21 protein-coding genes are annotated in these 16,993 nt (G+C 53.7%); 14 read left to right on the forward strand and 7 right to left on the reverse strand.

Going from position 1 to position 16,993, the window contains the following annotated elements; all coding sequences use genetic code 11:
- Positions 1-24 precede the first annotated feature (24 nt).
- The gene (gene ytzI / locus KNP79_RS04390; RefSeq protein WP_131436521.1) at positions 25-192 is read right to left on the reverse strand and encodes a YtzI protein; all 168 of its coding nucleotides are present in this window, start codon (positions 190-192) and stop codon (positions 25-27) included.
- A gap of 161 nt (positions 193-353) precedes the next feature.
- Between ytzI and KNP79_RS04395 the strand changes: the two genes are divergently transcribed.
- The gene (locus KNP79_RS04395; RefSeq protein ID WP_034777900.1) at positions 354-1,466 is read left to right on the forward strand and encodes a PP2C family protein-serine/threonine phosphatase; all 1,113 of its coding nucleotides are present in this window, start codon (positions 354-356) and stop codon (positions 1,464-1,466) included.
- A gap of 41 nt (positions 1,467-1,507) precedes the next feature.
- Here KNP79_RS04395 and KNP79_RS04400 read toward each other — a convergent pair whose 3' ends face one another.
- Positions 1,508-2,443 (reverse strand): magnesium transporter CorA family protein, encoded by a 936-nt coding sequence (locus tag KNP79_RS04400; RefSeq protein ID WP_034777898.1) that lies wholly within the window; start codon positions 2,441-2,443, stop codon positions 1,508-1,510.
- A gap of 141 nt (positions 2,444-2,584) precedes the next feature.
- Between KNP79_RS04400 and KNP79_RS04405 the strand changes: the two genes are divergently transcribed.
- A complete protein-coding gene (locus KNP79_RS04405) occupies positions 2,585-2,962 on the forward strand; it encodes an Hpt domain-containing protein (RefSeq protein WP_034777895.1) in 378 nt (125 codons plus the stop codon).
- Between the two features lie 43 nt (positions 2,963-3,005).
- Here the strand turns inward: KNP79_RS04405 and KNP79_RS04410 are convergent, their stop codons facing one another.
- The gene (locus KNP79_RS04410; protein ID WP_034777893.1) at positions 3,006-3,881 is read right to left on the reverse strand and encodes a chemotaxis protein CheV; all 876 of its coding nucleotides are present in this window, start codon (positions 3,879-3,881) and stop codon (positions 3,006-3,008) included.
- Positions 3,882-4,108: 227 nt separating this feature from the next.
- On the opposite strand from KNP79_RS04410, the gene KNP79_RS04415 reads away from it, so the two are divergent.
- The 9 genes from KNP79_RS04415 to KNP79_RS04455 all read left to right on the forward strand — a co-directional run bounded on the left by KNP79_RS04415 (position 4,109) and on the right by KNP79_RS04455 (position 12,423).
- A complete protein-coding gene (locus KNP79_RS04415; RefSeq protein ID WP_138860294.1) occupies positions 4,109-5,545 on the forward strand; it encodes an NADP-dependent glyceraldehyde-3-phosphate dehydrogenase in 1,437 nt (478 codons plus the stop codon).
- A gap of 101 nt (positions 5,546-5,646) precedes the next feature.
- On the forward strand, positions 5,647-6,624 hold the full coding sequence (locus KNP79_RS04420; protein ID WP_214791931.1) for an MBL fold metallo-hydrolase: 978 nt from the start codon (positions 5,647-5,649) through the stop codon (positions 6,622-6,624).
- Positions 6,621-7,367 carry an SDR family NAD(P)-dependent oxidoreductase gene (locus KNP79_RS04425; protein ID WP_214797231.1) on the forward strand — a complete coding sequence of 249 codons (747 nt, stop codon included), beginning with the start codon at positions 6,621-6,623 and terminating at the stop codon, positions 7,365-7,367. Before KNP79_RS04420 ends, KNP79_RS04425 begins: the two co-directional genes overlap by 4 nt.
- A gap of 34 nt (positions 7,368-7,401) precedes the next feature.
- Positions 7,402-8,571 carry an ABC transporter substrate-binding protein gene (locus KNP79_RS04430; protein WP_214797230.1) on the forward strand — a complete coding sequence of 390 codons (1,170 nt, stop codon included), beginning with the start codon at positions 7,402-7,404 and terminating at the stop codon, positions 8,569-8,571.
- A complete protein-coding gene (locus tag KNP79_RS04435) occupies positions 8,558-9,331 on the forward strand; it encodes an ABC transporter permease family protein (protein ID WP_214797229.1) in 774 nt (257 codons plus the stop codon). Before KNP79_RS04430 ends, KNP79_RS04435 begins: the two co-directional genes overlap by 14 nt.
- Complete coding sequence (locus tag KNP79_RS04440) at positions 9,328-10,029, forward strand: ABC transporter permease (protein ID WP_214797228.1); 702 nt, start codon at positions 9,328-9,330, stop codon at positions 10,027-10,029. The genes KNP79_RS04435 and KNP79_RS04440 overlap by 4 nt, the downstream gene beginning before the upstream one ends.
- The gene (locus KNP79_RS04445; protein WP_215191395.1) at positions 10,026-10,913 is read left to right on the forward strand and encodes an ABC transporter ATP-binding protein; all 888 of its coding nucleotides are present in this window, start codon (positions 10,026-10,028) and stop codon (positions 10,911-10,913) included. The genes KNP79_RS04440 and KNP79_RS04445 overlap by 4 nt, the downstream gene beginning before the upstream one ends.
- A complete protein-coding gene (locus KNP79_RS04450) occupies positions 10,913-11,494 on the forward strand; it encodes a CDP-alcohol phosphatidyltransferase family protein (RefSeq protein WP_138859314.1) in 582 nt (193 codons plus the stop codon). Before KNP79_RS04445 ends, KNP79_RS04450 begins: the two co-directional genes overlap by 1 nt.
- Complete coding sequence (locus KNP79_RS04455; RefSeq protein ID WP_138859315.1) at positions 11,491-12,423, forward strand: NAD(P)/FAD-dependent oxidoreductase; 933 nt, start codon at positions 11,491-11,493, stop codon at positions 12,421-12,423. The genes KNP79_RS04450 and KNP79_RS04455 overlap by 4 nt, the downstream gene beginning before the upstream one ends.
- A gap of 35 nt (positions 12,424-12,458) precedes the next feature.
- On the opposite strand, the gene KNP79_RS04460 is transcribed toward KNP79_RS04455, so the two are convergent.
- On the reverse strand, positions 12,459-12,773 hold the full coding sequence (locus KNP79_RS04460; protein ID WP_138859316.1) for a thioredoxin family protein: 315 nt from the start codon (positions 12,771-12,773) through the stop codon (positions 12,459-12,461).
- Positions 12,774-12,900: 127 nt separating this feature from the next.
- Between KNP79_RS04460 and KNP79_RS04465 the strand changes: the two genes are divergently transcribed.
- Positions 12,901-13,440, forward strand: a complete 540-nt coding sequence (locus KNP79_RS04465; RefSeq protein ID WP_034777872.1) for a PadR family transcriptional regulator — start codon at positions 12,901-12,903, stop codon at positions 13,438-13,440.
- Positions 13,441-13,443: 3 nt separating this feature from the next.
- On the opposite strand, the gene KNP79_RS04470 is transcribed toward KNP79_RS04465, so the two are convergent.
- Positions 13,444-14,274, reverse strand: coding sequence for an aldo/keto reductase (locus KNP79_RS04470; protein WP_251132870.1), 831 nt, complete (start codon positions 14,272-14,274; stop codon positions 13,444-13,446).
- Between the two features lie 76 nt (positions 14,275-14,350).
- Here KNP79_RS04470 and KNP79_RS04475 point away from each other — a divergent pair, with 76 nt between their 5' ends.
- Both KNP79_RS04475 and fur read left to right on the forward strand, forming a co-directional pair.
- The gene (locus tag KNP79_RS04475) at positions 14,351-14,881 is read left to right on the forward strand and encodes an NUDIX domain-containing protein (RefSeq protein WP_138859318.1); all 531 of its coding nucleotides are present in this window, start codon (positions 14,351-14,353) and stop codon (positions 14,879-14,881) included.
- A 112-nt stretch (positions 14,882-14,993) separates the two neighbouring features.
- On the forward strand, positions 14,994-15,473 hold the full coding sequence (gene fur, locus KNP79_RS04480) for a ferric iron uptake transcriptional regulator (RefSeq protein WP_024371580.1): 480 nt from the start codon (positions 14,994-14,996) through the stop codon (positions 15,471-15,473).
- Positions 15,474-15,519: 46 nt separating this feature from the next.
- Here fur and KNP79_RS04485 read toward each other — a convergent pair whose 3' ends face one another.
- Together KNP79_RS04485 and KNP79_RS04490 are read right to left on the reverse strand one after the other, a co-directional pair.
- The gene (locus tag KNP79_RS04485; RefSeq protein WP_214763199.1) at positions 15,520-16,356 is read right to left on the reverse strand and encodes a Cof-type HAD-IIB family hydrolase; all 837 of its coding nucleotides are present in this window, start codon (positions 16,354-16,356) and stop codon (positions 15,520-15,522) included.
- Between the two features lie 63 nt (positions 16,357-16,419).
- The gene (locus tag KNP79_RS04490) at positions 16,420-16,749 is read right to left on the reverse strand and encodes a VOC family protein (RefSeq protein ID WP_215191399.1); all 330 of its coding nucleotides are present in this window, start codon (positions 16,747-16,749) and stop codon (positions 16,420-16,422) included.
- Positions 16,750-16,993 lie beyond the last annotated feature (244 nt).

Raw genomic sequence — 16,993 nt, forward strand, 5'->3', positions numbered from 1 at the left:
AGAGCCATCCGTCGTGGATGGCTCTTATTTTTTCTGCTGCTCATCTTCGGTGATGCGGCGGTTAATTTCCTCGTAATCGAGCACGATGTCGTCTTTGTTGTCCTTGTAGGCGTATCCTTTTTGAATGACGACGATCGAGGCAATCAAGACGAGCAAGATAATCAAACCGCTCACTGCAAAAATCCATCCCATGGGCCATTCCTCGCTTTCGTACTTCTAGTATGCCAAAAACGAAAGAGATTCTCCATCTTTCGGGTACTTCGAACTGTCACAGCATTGAAATACCTAATGAGGCGATTAGATATGATACAATAATATGCAGAAGAACACTGACAGAGAAAGTAGGGATGACTATGGCGATTTTGATTGTGGACGACGAACCGGTCAATACGATGGTTCTCGAACAATTATTGCATCAACATGATTATGAGACGATTTCGGTCTCAAGTGGTGAAGATGCGCTCGCGCTCCTGATGGATCCGCAAGCCCCGTCGCTATACGACCTTGTCCTGCTCGATGTCGAGATGCCAGGGATTTCTGGGATTGAGACATGCAAACGGATTCGACAGATGACCGGTTACGAGGAATTGCCCGTGATCATGGTCTCGGGCCGCACCGAAGAAAAGCAGATTGCGGAAGGACTTGACGCTGAGGCGTCCGATTATACGACGAAACCGATTAAAATCACGGAACTGCTCGCACGGATCCGTTCGGCGCTTCGCTATAAAGCAGCCGTGGATGAACGGAAGAAATATGAGGCACGTCTTCAATATGACCTCGATCTCGCGCAAAAGATTCAACAGAGTGCCTTGACCCCACCGATCAGTAACGATGAGATTGACGTCCGGGCCTTGTATTTGCCGTCTAAAAAACTGGCCGGTGACATGTATGCCTGGTTCCAGGTCGCACCTGATCGCTACGGCGTCATCATCTTTGATGTGATGGGGCATGGCGTGTCGTCTGCGTTGATTACGATGGGCATTCGTTCGATTTTACCGGGCCTCGTCGGCAACGTCCAATATCCGGTCGATGTGATGAGCGAGTTGAACCGCCAGATGACGTTCTTGTTCTCGGGAGAGGACATGCAGAGCTACTTCACGGCCGTATACTGCTATATCGATACGACGAAGCGTCAAATCGAGTACGTCAACGCCGGACATCCGCCGGTCATCGTGACGTCTGATACAGGCGTAACTCGCCTCGAGACGACCGGAGTGCCGGTCGGTATGTTCGAGGAGCCGAACTATGAGTCAAATGTGATTGACATCGAGCCGGGTATGACGATGCATATGTATACGGATGGGCTGATGGAATGTTACAGCAAAGACATCGATGACGGCATCCGTTGGCTCGAGAAGGACATCGCGTCCTACGGGCTCGACTACGCACGCCATGTCGCCGAACAGCTCGTTCCTAAAATCGAGATCGACGATGACCTTTGTCTCGTCACGGTCAAATTGATGTAAATAAGAGGGTGTCACCGTAGCCGGCGACACCCTCCTTTTCTTTAGAAATAACGCTTACGCCACAAAATATAAAAGGCGAGGCTTGAGAAGCCGACCATCATCGCGAGCGCGAACACGAAACCGATCGATTGGCCTTCCCATGGGACTTGAACGTTCATCCCGAATATCCCAGAAATCATCGTCGGGATGCTCAGCACGATTGTGATCGAGGCCAAGAATTTCATGACGAAGTTGACGTTGTTCGAGATGATTGAACCGAAGGCGTCCATTTTAATGCTGATGATGTCGTTATAGATCGACGCCATCTCCATCGCCTGGCGGTGCTCGACGAACACGTCTTCGAGCAATTCCTCGTCTTCCTCGTGCTTCTCGAGGCTCGGTGTCTTGACGATGCGGTCGAGGACGCTGTCGTTCGCTTTAAGTGAGGTCATGAAATAGACGAGCGACTTCTGTAAGTTCATCAATTGAAAGATTTCCTGATTTCGCATCGAACGTTGCAACTCTTGCTCGAGCTCGTCCATGCGCCGGTCGATTTGGCGAAGGAAACGCAAGTACGTCATGCTGACTCGGTGCAAAATCTGGAAGACGAACCGGCTCCGATAGTTCGTTCGGAACAGCCGGGCTTTTCCGTTGGCGAACAGGTTGAGCACGTCGAGGTCTCGTGAGCAGACGGTGATGAAATGTCGGCCGGTGACGATGATACCGAGTGGAATCGTGTTGTAGGCGCGTCCCGTATCATCTTCTTCCACGTACGGGACGTCGATGATCATGAGGAGCCCCTCATCATCTTTTTCAAATCGTGGTTTTTCTTCAATATCAAGCGGGTCGTAGACGAAGTCTTCAGGAATGCCGGAGGCGGCGATGACTTGATCAGCCTCGTCTTTCGTCGGATTGACGAGTTGGATCCAGCTTCCTTTATCAAAGTCGTCGATTTCGTCGACACGCCCAGATGCGTCGGTACGGTAAATCGTTAGCATAATGTTCCTCCTACCTTAGCTCAACCTAATTATAGGTAGGCGATTGAGAGAGTGCAATCGGAAAAGGAGGAGTTTTTTTGTTTTTTCTCGAAAACATGCTACAGTGGGAAAGAATGGCAGTAGGATTGAGTCAAAGGAGGGATGGAGTTGTCACAAACGCCCCAAAATGCTCTGTTTAACGAAGAAAAGTTGGCGGAGCTCCATCAAATCGCTAGCGGAAATAAAGAATTCTTGAAAAAGATTGCCGATACGTACGTACGTCAATTCGAGGCGAAGTTCCCTGAATTGAAACAGATGGTGCGTGAACAAAATCACGAACAAATCGAACAACTTGCCCACTTGTTGAAAGGGGCCTCTTATTCTGTCGGGCTCGACGAGACGGCCGCTCGATTCCATCAGCTTGAAATGGCTGGGGAGACGAACGAGACGTCGAACCTCGAACCGATTCTCGATGAGATTGAAGCCGATATGCATCGCTTCGATCAAGAATGGGACGCCCACTTGAACGAGTTGCCATAGGAAAAACGGGATTCCGCCGCGAGGCGAAATCCCGTTTTTCAAATCAAGCTAAAAATTCGTCGAGTGTGGCGATCAGCATGCCAATCTCTGGTTTTGTGATCTGGGCGTTCGCCCCGACCGCGTCGCCTTTATGCTTCAAATCATCCGAGATGAGTGAAGAGAAGATGACGATTGGCAGGTCGGCGAATTGGTCCATCTCACGGAGTCGTTTCGTCAAATGCAAACCGTCCATTTGCGGCATCTCGATGTCGGTGATGAGCAGGTCGCAATGAACGTCGCTCTGTTCGAACGCATCGAGCGCTTCCTTTCCGTTGTTGAAGATCGTCGTGTTGAAGTAGCCGGCATCGTCGAGCGTGTCGATGATGAGCGTCCGTAACATCTCTGAATCTTCCGCGATCCACACTTGTTTGTTCGACCGTTCCCGGGCACCGAGTCGTTTGACCGATTCGCGGGCCATGATATCCTTTCGTGACAATTCGAGCGCAATCCGCTCGTAATCGAGAAGGATAATCATCTGGTCTCCCGTTTTGACGACCCCGTTCGTGATGCCTTGCATGCCGCGCGCGAGATCGGACGGCGTGTCGATCTGTTCCCATGAGATTCGTTTAATTTCGGTCACTTGGTCGACGCGGAGCACCGACTTTTCTCCGTTGAACTCACAGACGATCAAGCGGTCGTTCTCTCCAACGTCACGCGGGTGACCGATGACCATTGGTAAATCGATGACGGTCATGACCTCGCCGCGAAGCTCGATGAGCCCCATGATCGCTTCCGGGGTACCCGGTAGCGGGGTGAGGGGAAGCATCGTGATGATTTCACGTACTTTCATGACGTTGATCCCGAAAATGAACGGGCCAGATTGGAAAATGACGATTTCTAATTCGTTCGTGCCTGCCTCAAGTAAAATATTATGATCCATGCTCACTGGTGGTCCCTCCTAGTTCACGTACTCTCTTCCTTTCTATCGGTCGATTTGATGAACATCTACAGTTGAAAGTGGCAAAGTCGAGGCGGAATTGACAAAAAATTGACGAGTAACCGTTTACATTACATAAACTGAATCTTTATAGTTGTTCTACCGATTTGATTTTGCATACAATGGGGGTGGCAACGAGATATCAAAGCTTACTCAGGAGGCAGATAGAGATTATGAGTATGAACACGTATCCATATTTAATTAATGGACAATGGCAGGAATCAACAACGAACGAAACAATCGAACTCGTTTCACCTTATACAGAAGAAGTCGTCGGACATGTCCAGGCGATGTCTCGTGATGAAGTCGATGAGGCAATTCACGGCGCGAAAAGCGCACAACAGGAATGGGCGGCGCTTCCGGTCAACAAGCGTGCCGAACTGTTGTACGCTTGGGCGGACAAACTCGAAGAGCGCGTAGATGAGATCGGTCAAATCATCATGCGCGAAGTCGGGAAAAACTTGAGCGATGCGAAGAAAGAAGTCGTCCGGACAGCAGAAATCATTCGCTATACGGCGGAAGAAGGACTTCGCTTCACAGGCGGATTCATGCAAGGCGACTCATTCCCGGGCGGTTCGAAGAACAAGATGGCGATCATCAAGAAAGAAGCACTCGGTGTCGTCCTCGCAATCTCGCCGTTCAACTATCCGGTCAACTTGGCAGCAGCCAAAATCGCACCGGCGCTTATCACTGGTAACGCGGTCGTATTTAAACCAGCGACACAAGGCGCTATCAGCGGTGTGAAAATGGTCGAGGCGCTTCAAGATGCAGGTCTTCCGAGCGGTCTATTGAACCTCGTCACAGGACGCGGGTCCGTTATCGGTGACTACTTGACGTCACACCCTGGCATCGACATGATCACATTCACAGGTGGTACCGGGACAGGTCAACACTTGTCGCAACAGGCATCGATGGTACCTGTCGTGCTCGAACTCGGCGGGAAAGATCCGGCCCTCGTCCTTGAAGACGCGGACCTCACCCTGGCGGCTGATCAAATCATCAGCGGGGCGTTCTCGTATTCAGGACAACGCTGTACGGCGATCAAGCGCGTATTCGTGCTCGAGCACCAAGCAGACGAACTCGTCGGTATGTTGAAAGAACGTGTCGAGAAGCTCACGGTCGGCTCACCGGTCGATAACAGCTTTATCGTCCCACTCATCGACAAGAAGTCGGCAGATTACGTCCAAGGTTTGATTGACGACGCCGTCAACAAACAAGCGACGGTCGTCCACGGAAACGAACGCGACGGCAACCTCCTTCATCCGACACTCCTCGACCACGTCACGCGTGAGATGCGCGTCGCTTGGGAAGAGCCGTTCGGACCGGTGTTGCCGGTCATCCGCGTCAAGTCGCTCGACGAGATGATTGAACTTACGAACGAATCAGAGTTCGGTCTTCAAGCGAGCGTGTTCACACAAAACGTGAACAACGCCTTCACGGTCGCCGACAAGCTCGAAGTCGGTACAGTCCAAGTGAACGGTCGCACAGAACGCGGCCCTGACCACTTCCCGTTCATCGGCGTGAAGCAATCAGGCCTCGGGGTCCAAGGGATTGGACGCAGCCTCGAGACGATGACACGCGATAAAGTTACCGTCATCAACTTATAAGTGATTGGAGAGGAGAAATCCTCTCCTTTTTTTGTGTGATTGAAATCCGTTCTAATCGACAGGTATAATGAGTGAAGATAGGTGGAAGGGGTTGTGGGGACGTGGCGAACTGGATTTCAAGCCAACTGGCAAGACTCGATATACCGACGCCGTTCGAGGTCGGCAACGTGAACGTCTATGTCGTCGAACATATGAACCGTTTCTTCATGGTCGATTGCGGACCAGACACGGAAGAGGCGTGGACTTCATTGACGACACAATTGGCCGAGCTCGAACTGAATCTCGCGGATATTGATTTTTTATTTTTGACGCACCATCATGCCGACCATGCGGGGCAAGCCTGGCGTTTGCGTGACGCCTCGATTCCTGTATATGGACACGAGAAGCTCGTTCGCTATTTGGAACAGACACCGAACTTCATCAAACGGGGCAATCAGTTCTTACACGACCTGGCGCACTGGTTTGGTACACCCGAGTCGATTGTGAACAAACTGCCTGATTATCGGGAAGCGTTGCGTTGGATCGGTCCGACGACCGTCACGATGACGTTCGAGGACGGTCAAGATGTGACGAGTGACGGGGCATGGAAGACGATCCATCTGCCTGGTCATGCGAGTGACCAGCTCGGTCTCCTTGGTCCTGGCGGTGTTTTGATCGCGGGTGATCATTTGATTGATACGGTCGAACCGAACCCGCTCATTGAACAACCGTACGAGGAGGAAGGGTTTGCCTCACCGGTCGTCCTGTATCTCGATTCGCTCCGAAAACTTCAAGACGTCGATTTGAAGCTCGTCGTGAGCGGGCACGGGGAACCGATTCAAAAACCGCGACCGTTGATCGAGGCGCGCATCGCCCAGCGTTATGAACGGAGTGAGTTGCTGCTCGCCGATTGGGTCGACGGGTTGAGCGTGTTCGATTGGTCGATGCGCCTCTATGGCCGCAAGATGCGTCGGGCGATGCCGCTCGTCTTCAGTGAGGTGTTCGCGCGCTTGACGTTGCTCGAGGAACGTGGCCGCGTCGTCAAACGGTTGACGGACGGGAAATGGATCTATATGAGAGCGGAGGAATTTGTGGAATGAGACATATTGTGATCACGGGTGCGTCGAGCGGCTTTGGGGCCGCGCTGGCGCATTCTTTTTATGAGGCGGGTGCCCGCTTGACATTGATTGCACGAAGTGAGGACCGATTGCGTGAACTCGGCACGAAACTATCGGCCGATTGGCTCGTCGCCGACGTCTGTACCGAATATGAGACGCTCGTGGCAAACGTCGAACGAACATACGGGCCAATCGACGTCTGGGTGAACAATGCCGGTATCGGTGAGTTCGACCGGGTCGTCGATCAATCGACCGACGTCATCGAGGAGACGATACGCTTGAACGCGATCGCCCCGATGGTGCTCGCACGTGACTGTGCCCGGTCGATGCGCCGCGGCAGCACGATCATCAACGTCTGCTCGCAAGCGGCGAAAGTACCGACGCCGAAGTCGGCCGTCTATGCCGGTTCAAAGGCGGCGTTACTTCAGTTCTCGAACGCGCTTCGGTTGGAACTGAAGCCGGAAGGGATTCATGTGTTGACGGTCAATCCGGGTCCGATCGCGACACCGTTTTTTCTCCGGGCCGACAAGAGCGGACGTTACGAGGCGAGCGTGAAATCGATTATGCTCAATCCCGATCGTCTCGCGAAACGTGTCGTCGCGGCGTGTGAGGCGTCGAAACGTGAAGTGAATGCCCCGTGGTGGATGGAACTTGGCGCGAAACTGTACGCAATGTGCCCGGTCATGTTCGAACGGCTCGCAAAACGGGGATTTGACAGAAAGTAAATGCGCCAACATAGAGAAAAAAGGGGGAGACACGATGCGCCGATTGAAACAATTTGGCTTGATGCTGTCACTCATCTTCCTCGCTGCCTGCGGGACGACGCGCGCCGAGATCACACCGACGTTCGAACAGGCAGCCGAAGAAGCGAAACAGTCGACGGTCAATTTTTATATGTGGGGAGGCGATGACGGCATCAATCGCTACATCGATGAGTATGTCGCGCCCCGCCTGAAACAGACGTATGACGTGGAGTTGAACCGCGTCCCGATGGACACGGCCGAGTTCGTGCGCCAATTGTCGCTCGACAAGCGGGCAAATCGAGAAGAAGGGACAATCGACCTCATGTGGATCAACGGAGACAATTTCCGTAACGCCGCCGAGGCGGAGTTGCTCCAAGGCGACCTGCTCGACAAAATCCCGAACGCCGCGCTGTTGAACGAAGAAGCCCAGGCAACTGATGCGGGCACCCCGACCGACGGGCTCGAGGTCGCCTGGGGGAACGTGCAGTTCGTCATGCACTATGATGCGGACAAAGTCAAAAATCCGCCGACGACGTTCGACGAATTACATCGTTGGACCGAAGAAAATCCGGGCCGTTTCACGTATCCTGAAGTGACAGACTTCACGGGCAACGCGTTCGTCCGCCATCTGCTCTACGCCGAGTATGGGGCTGCGGCCGGTGACGGAGAGATTCCAGACGCGTTCTGGGAGAAGCTTGCGACGTGGTCGCCGACCCTTTGGAAACAAGGGTCAACATATCCGAAGTCACTCGCCCAACTCGACCAGTTGTACGCCGCGGGTGACGTCTGGATGACGATGGGCTTCAATGAACGACGCGCCGAGGCGGAACGCAACGACGGCGTGTTCCCGAAGGGGACACGGGCACTCGTGCTCGAGCATTCGATTGCCTCGACGCATTTTCTCGCCGTTCCGTTTAACGCCAAAAATCCGAACGGTGCGCTCGTCGTCATCAATGAGTTACTGTCACCGGAAGCCCAGCTCGCCAAACAAGACGCGACGTATTGGGGGGACGGGACATCGCTCGATTTGACGAAACTCGATGCGGCCGACCGTGACGCCTTCTTGAAGCTCGATGACGGTGTCACCTATCCTGATCCGGAACGTCTCGCCGAACGATCGATTCCCGACTATGGGCCCGCCGTGATTGATGCGATTCGTGAGGAGTGGGATCGTGTCGCGAAGTAGTCTATGGCTTAGTTTAATCGTTTTGGCATTGCCATTCACCGGCGTTGCCTTCCTGCTCTACGAGACCGTCGGATTTGACTGGTCTGAGTTGAACGAGGCGGCGTGGCGTGCGAGCCTGGCGGTGACGTTGTACGTGACGCTTACATCGACGTTCCTCTCACTCGTGATTGGGACGTGGCTTGCCCGGACGATCTATATGAGGCGTTCGATGTGGCTCGCATCATTCCTCAAATGGCCGATGTTCGTGCCGCACGTCGCGGCAGCCTATTTGTTTTATCTGTTGTTCTCAGGTGGCTTTCCGGTATATGGCCTCATTGAGGCAAATGAGCGCCATCATCTCGTCGTCATCTTGACGTACGTCTGGAAAGAAGTACCGTTCGTTTTTTTGATGGTGGTCGGCACATACGGCCAACTGAATCCAGGGTACTTGGATATGGCCAAGACGCTCCAGCTCAAACCGCTCGAACAGTTCAGAGTGGCCGAATGGCCATTTCTCATCAAACCGCTCCTCGACTCGTTCTGGGTGCTCGTGGCGTTCATCTCGTTCGCTTATGAAGTGCCGGCTTTGCTAGGTGTCACGTACCCCGAGCTGCTCGGGGTACTCGCCTACGAGCGATTGACGACTGGTCTATTTTTAAATGCATTCGAGTCGTATGCGGTCGCGCTCGCTTGGACATTGTTCATCTTCAGCGGCGTCATCGCATCCTACGCTTTGACGGCCAAGCGGAGACGCCGAATCGAACGGGGGGTGAGACGATGAGTCGACTTCTCGTCGCTTGTTTCGTCGTCTTTCCGTTCGTCGGGTTGTTTTTGACGTTTCCGAGGTCGCTCACGTGGGACGAGGCGATTTTGAATACGGTCGCCTACGTGGTCGCCGTGGCGCTCATCAACGTTTGGCTCGGCATCGGGACGGCCTGGTGGCTCTTGTTCACCGAGTCAAAATGGAAGGCGTGGGTCGAATGGCTCACGTTTCTGCCATTGTTTATCCCCGTCTTGGCGAGCATGTTCGGCATGTATATCGCCCTCGCCCAAGTCGGACTCATCGGGACGTACACGGGGGTCGGGCTCGTCCTACTCGTCACGACGTTGCCGTATTCGATTCGATTGGCATACAACGCCATGTACGTGATCGGGAGACCGCTCCTCGAACAGTCACTGACGCTCGCGCCGCTCACCCGGATCGGGTTCGTCCTATTCCCGCTCATGAAAGAGTCGGTGCGGACGATCGTATTGTTTTCGACCGTCATCGTGTTGAGTCAATTCGTGCTCGTCCAATTGATCGGGGCCGGACTCGTCCCGACGGTCACAACGCGGCTGTATCAGGCCTACGCAGGCAATGACGTCTCATTGGCGTTACAAAATACATGGGTGCTCGTCTCGTTGCCGGTCTTATTTTATATCGGGCTCGGTGCGATGTTCGGCATCTGGATTAGATTGGTGAAGGGGCGTTTGCAATGAGCTTGGTATTGTCAGGAATACGAAAACGTTTTAAAGACCGCGACGTGTTACGCGGCATCGATCTCACTATCCCGAACGGAGAAATCCATGCCCTCGTGGGTGTGAGCGGTTCCGGGAAGTCGACACTGCTCCGCATCGTCGCCGGACTTGAGACGCTTGATGCCGGGTCGGTGACGTGGGAGGAGATGCCGCTCGATGGGGTACCGCCTCACTTGCGCCGGATTACGATGTTGTCCCAATCCCCGCTCTTGTTTCCGCATCTGACAGTCGGCGAGAACGTGACGCTCGCCACGCCGAACCGGTCACGGGAAGAAGCGGAAGCGTGGCTCACCCGGGTCAAGCTTCCTGGCCGCTACGACGCTGAAATTCATGAATTGTCTGGAGGGGAACAGCAACGCGCGAGCTTCGCCCGGGCGCTCGCTGCCGCGCCTCGACTCATTCTGCTCGATGAGCCGTTCACGAACCTCGACCCCGGTCTCAAATCCGAGTTGCAACGACTGATTCGTGACCTCGTCCGTGAACTCGAGTTGACGGCGCTCCTTGTGACCCACGACCGGGAAGAAGCGATGCTCGTCGCCGACCGGGTGACATTACTCGAGACGGGTCGGGTTCTGGTGACCGGTACGCCGGGACGTTTATCCGAGACGGAGTCGACGTTCGGTGACTTTGTCGAAGTGAGCGGTACGCTGCTTCCGTCGACCGATATCGACGTGTCGACAGAGGCGACGTCCGATTCGATCGTGCTCGTCCGGACGTTCATTCGCTTCGGGCATCATTTCGGCGAGTACCGGCGCCCGACCGGGGAATATGTCATCTTACCGCGGAGCGAATCGTTCAAAGTCGGAGAGACGTATTATTTGCGACAGAAACAAGGAGGAATTTGATGTTAGACACATACGGTAGCCGCTTCGTCCGTCCCGTCATCGAGCGCGGGGCCGATCGGCTTTTGAAATGGAACTTTACCCCGAACGAGGTGACGATCCTCGGAGGCATCATCGGTGTCTCGGTCGGTCTGTTCATTTATAACGATATGTTGTGGACGGCCGTGTTGCTGTTATGGGTGTCGGGTCTCTTCGACGTCCTCGATGGGACGATGGCCCGGCGCTCCCAAAAGACGGGGTTCGGCACGGTGCTCGACCTCGTCTTCGACCGTATCGTCGAGATTGCCGTCGTCATCGCGCTCGCTCTACGACATCCTGAACATATGCCGATCTTCCTGCTCTTGCTCGGGTCGTTCGTCGTGGCGATGACGTTATTCCTCGCCGTCGGGGCGAGCAGCTCACGCCGTTCAGAGAAATCATTTTATTATCAGCCTGGTATTTTGGAGCGGACGGAATGTTTCATCTTGTTCACGCTCATGATTCTTTTCCCGACATGGATCGGCGTCATCGCGACGATTTTCCTCGTGCTTGAAGTGTTCACAATCCTCCAACGTTTGTTTGAAGCAAGGCGGATTCTAAGATGAAGCCGCGCCTTGTCTTGGTCGGGCTCGGTCATGGGCAGCTCGAGATTCTAGAACACCTCGATGCGCTTAACGAAAACTACGAAGTGTCGTATATCGGTGGACGAGAGGCGATTTATACGGGTGCGTTTCCTCAAGTGATCGCTGGCGAGATGGAATCGGCGACGACGCGGTTGCGTCGTGACGTCTCTCCCGTCGCCGAGCGCCTGATCGGTCTCGATCCGGATGCGCGCCTCGTCGAAACCGATCGCGGCCACGTCGCATATGACATCCTCGTGCTCGCGACCGGTGCGAAGAGTCGTGGGATCGGGAACCGGTTAAAACCGATGACGACAAACATGCTGGACGAGATTTTACAGAGTGATGCAATCACGATCGTCGGCGGGGGCAAAGCCGGAGTCGAACTCGCCTTCGCTTGCCTCAGACAGAAGCAACGCGTGACGCTCTATGCTCGTGACATCTTACCCGAACTTCCCCGTCATGTCGGGCGACAGATGGCGCGACGTCTCGTCCGCAGCGGCGTGATGCTCATTCTGACGTCGTTCCAACCAGGGACTCAGACAGAGGGACTCGTCTTAGACGCGACCGGTGTCGTTCCTGATGAGTTTTGGTCTGAGGCTGGACTTGCGGACGATGGGGCGTTCATCGACACGGAAGACGATTTGCGACACCCGGTCTACCGCGAGATTTATATCACCGGGGATATGGCGGCCCGATTGAACGGTGGTGTCGATGCCGTCCGTTCGGGTCGGCATGTCGCCCGTCAACTGCTCGGTACGCCACGCCGGTTCAAATCGCGGACGTCGCTCAATATTTTGTTGACGACCCCAGGACGGGCACTCTTGACGTTCGGGAAGCTGACATGGCACGGTCGTCTGCCGTTTTGGCTAAAGCGGCGCATCGACCGGCGTTATCTCGAGCGCTTCAAGTGAACAAAAAAAGACGACCACGACGGCCGTCTTTTTGTTTACGCGTTCAACGTATCGAGGAACGAGCGGATTTGCATCTCCGTCTTGGCGTTCGCCGAGTGGAGGTGTTCTTGTTTGACGCCTTCTTGATAGAAAAGAAGTGAGGGGATGCCTCGGACTTCTTGCGCGTCCGACAGTTCAGGCAACTCGTCGCGGTCGACGACGTACCAGTTGAACTGCGGATAATCTTTGACTAGTTCGTCGACGTACATATCAAGACGACGGCAGTCGGGACACCATGATGTCGTAAAGATGACCATACCTTTATTTTGGATGGCCTCTTGGAATTGTTGATCAGATTGGATCGGTTTCATAAAAATCTCTCCCTTCACATATATTGTCTGTGTATTCGTAACGGGCGTCAACCGATTGGCATTCTCGGTCGTATCGCAATATGTGATACACTTATAAAAATAGAACCGCAAGGGATAGGTGATGGTTATGGCGTTACGTCATGCACTACTCGGGTTATTGACCCATCAACCCGCTACCGGCTATGCCTTGAACGCGACGTTCAAAGCACAAATGATTCATTTTTGGCACGCCCATCATACACAGATTTATCGCGAACTGTTAAAGATGGAAGACGAATCACTCGTCTCCTCTGAGCACGTCGCTCAACATGACTTACCGGATAAAAAGATTTATTCAATCACCGAGGCGGGACGTCAAGAGCTAATCGACTGGCTCCGGCAACCGACCTCGTACCAACCGAAGATGAAAGATGAGAACTTGCTACGGGTCAGCCTCCTGCAACTACTCCCGCTCGACGAGGCGATCCGTTACGTCGAGGAGACGAAAGCGCATCATGAACAAGTCGCTCATCAGATTCGGGCGTTTCAAGCGGCGCACCAGTCCGAGGCTGACACGCTCGGTTATTTACTGACGAGCGAGTACGCCATCCGGATGATGGAAAATTACGCCGGTTGGGCTGATTGGGCCATCGAACAGATGAAACAGCGAGACAAACATGCGACCTGACGTTCAGGTCGCATGTTTTGTGTAGGGTTGGACCGGCAGCCGGTTCAACAGATCGTCGAGTTTGTGCGAATCGACGGCGTATTGATGAGCGGCGATCAAGTCGTTCAATTGGTCGACCGAGGACGCGCCCGGTAGGACGACGGCACATGTCCGCTCCGCGGCTGCGAGGGCGTACGCTTGAATCGGTTCGGGAATCGTCGGCATCAAGTCGCGCAACTCCGCTTCAGTCCAAGATTCAAAGCCCTTCTCCGACAAGCGGGCAGACCATTCGTCGGTCAGTATGCCTTTGGCGAGCGGACCGCGCCCGACGATCGGGATGTCGAGTTCGAGCGTTTCGATGCGGCGGTCGAGCAGGGAGTACGGGGTCATCAAGACATCGAGCTCTCCGTGTTCGAGCCAGTAGCGGATGAAGTTCGGGCGAATCGAGGACAGTCCGATTTGGCGGATGGCGCCAGCTTGTTTCTGTCGACGCATGAAATCGATTGTCGCGTCCAGGTCGTCTTCCATCGTGCCGCCATGAACGTAATATAAATCCAAGTAATCTGTCTGTAAGCGTTCGAGAGAATCGTGTAGGGCCTGTTCTAAATAGGAGGGGGCTGGATTCCAACGCATTCCGTCCCCTGTCCATTGATTCCCGCCTTTACTGGTCAAGAACAGTTCGTTCCGGCGACCGGCGAACGTCGAGCCGACGAGTTTTTCGACTTCGAAGTGGTCATAGACGTCGGCCGTATCAAAGTGGCGGATGCCAGCCGCATAGGCGGCCTCTAAAATCTGTCGCGCTTCCGCCTCGCCATGTTTCAAAATCGACATAGTTCCTAATCCTAACTCTGCCATTGATAATTCCTCCTTGTTCCGTCTGTCAATATGAATCATAATTACAGTATATAGGAAAAGGTGAGGGGTACATACAATGGAAGAGAAAACGATTGAACGGGAAGTCATTTACGAAGGAAAGATCTTTAACGTGGAGAAGCACGTCGTGTCACTCCCGAACGGAGGGACGTCGGTCCGCGAACTCGTCTATCACAACGGGGCCGTCGCCGTCCTCGTCGTCGATGAAGACGACCGCATCGTCCTCGTCGAGCAGTACCGGAAAGCGTTCGAATCGATGTCGCTCGAAATTCCGGCCGGAAAATTGGAAGTTGGTGAGGAACCGCTTGCGAGCGCGAAGCGCGAGCTCGAAGAAGAGACCGGTTATACGGCCGAGAATCTTGAAAAAATCTTCTCGTTTTACGGGGCACCCGGCTTTTGTAGCGAACGGGTCGACGTCTACGTCGCACGCGGCTTGACGGCCGGTGTGATGAACCTCGATGAAGATGAATTTTTACAAGTCCAACGCTTTACGTTCGACGAGGCGGTCGACTTGTTAGCGAGCGGACGAATCACCGACGCGAAGACGATCATGGCGATTCAATGGTGGCAATTATCTAAATTGAAATGATTCTAAACTAGAGTGACATATGTTACACTTACATAGGAATCATTTTAATTTGAAAAACCGAACGAACTTCGGTATGCTTTGAATAGTGAATTATGCAAAGAGGGGGCGCCTTATGGAAACGCGAATTGAACGGATCAAACAGCAATTGAGCGCCAAAGGATATAAATTGACACCGCAACGAGAATCGACGGTCCGCATCTTACTTGAGAATGAAACGGATCATTTGAGTGCGGAGAACGTCTTCATGCTCGTCAAAGGCATCGCTCCGGAAATCGGGCTCGCGACGGTTTACCGGACGCTCGAGCTTTTGACCGAGCTCGGTGTCGTCGACAAAGTCAACTTCGGTGACGGCGTTGCCCGTTTCGACCTCAGACCAGAAGGCGCGAACCATTCGCACCATCATCTCGTCTGTGTCGAGTGCGGTTCGGTCGAGGAGATCATGGAAGACTTGCTCGTCGACGTTGAGAAGAAAGTCGAAAGCAAATACGAATTTTTAATCAAAGACCATCGCTTGACGTTTCACGGCATCTGTAAAGTGTGCCAAGCTAAAGGCGTCACGCTTGAGGGTCATAAAGCAGTCATCAACGGATAAAGCAAGACAGGCAGCCTCTTAAAGGCTGCCTGTCTTTTGTATGTCGTCACATCGTCAAATAACGGGACAAGCCGGTGGCGATGCCATCGTGATTGTTCGACAGCGTGATTTCGTTCGCAATAGCCTTGATGTCTTCGACGGCGTTGTCCATCGCGACCCCGATGCCGGCATACTCGATGATGGAGCGGTCGTTATGGCCGTCCCCGAACGCGATGACGTGCTCGCGGTCAATCCCAATCTCCCGGAACACGTGATCGAGTGCCCGGGCCTTGTCGATTCCGAGATCCGTGAACTCATAGTACATGGCTGCCGTGAACATGCCCGTCACGCGGTCCGTGAACGGTCCGGCGAGCGAGGCGGCATGGGCCTGTAGATAGTCCGGCTGTCCGGCGACGAGGATTTTATAGATCGGGAAGGTGATGGCGTCGGCGAGTCGCGGCTCTTCCCGCAATTGGAATCGTCCGCCGCGCGACTCATACTCGATGATATTGAACGGCTTACCATTTAACTCGAGCATGCCGCTGAAGACGTCATTAACGTACATATACGTCTCGTCATTGATCATCGGGATGACGTCGAATCCGGTCAAATGATCCAAGATGGCAATCGCGTCGTCCTGATTGATGGCCTGTTCGAACAGCGTCTCGTTCGTTCTGGCATCGGTCACACATGCCCCGTTCGAGGAGACGATGAGTCCCCCATTTTTATGGAGCATGAGCTCTTCGGCGAAAGGGTCGATTCCTCGCTTCGGACGTCCGGAAGTGAGCACCACTTTGACGCCGTTCGCCTGCAAATCGAGAAGTATCTGTTTCGTGCGCGGCGAGATCATTTTTTGATCGTTCAACAACGTCCCGTCAAGGTCTAGTAGAATCGCTTGGATCATCGTCGCGTCTCCTTAAATCGTCAATTCGAGTTTGTTTTGTTCGGGGTCGAGCAGGACGCTCTCTTAATAACCGTCCCCAGTCGTGCGTGGGCCATCGACGAGTGGGTAGCCGTCGGTCTCGAGTCGTCGCGTCAAGCTGTCGACCGCTTCTTTGCTGCCGAGTGCGAACGCGATATGCGCATAGCCGAGCGTCTCACGCGAAGCGTCTTCAATGTCCGGACGGCGCATCAACTCGAAGCGGCATGAACTGTTTGGGAACGTCAGAAAATAGGATTCGAACTGTTTGCGTTCGTTGATATACTTCTCGTTCGCGGTTGCCCCGAGATACGTCTCATAAAAACGGCGCATCTGTTCAAGCTCGTTCACCCAGAGGGCGACGTGTTCAATCTTCATGGAATACCCCCCTTGGAATTGTTGTCGTATGCTGGGTGGTCAGCTTCATGACCGCTGCCTGGAATTCGAGCATTCGTCGTGTGGAGTGTATCAAATCCGGACAGGCTTGGTAAACTCGACATGAGAAAAGCGGCGTGAAAACCTCACCAATTCCTGTCACAAAAAAGCTTTAAAAAAAATGAGGTCAGACGTCTTCACAACGGTTTACATAAGTGATATGATGTAAGCGTATTCAGGTGTAGCG

It is taken from the genome of Exiguobacterium sp. s7, assembly GCF_018618195.1.
In the GTDB taxonomy this organism is placed as follows: domain Bacteria; phylum Bacillota; class Bacilli; order Exiguobacteriales; family Exiguobacteriaceae; genus Exiguobacterium; species Exiguobacterium mexicanum_A.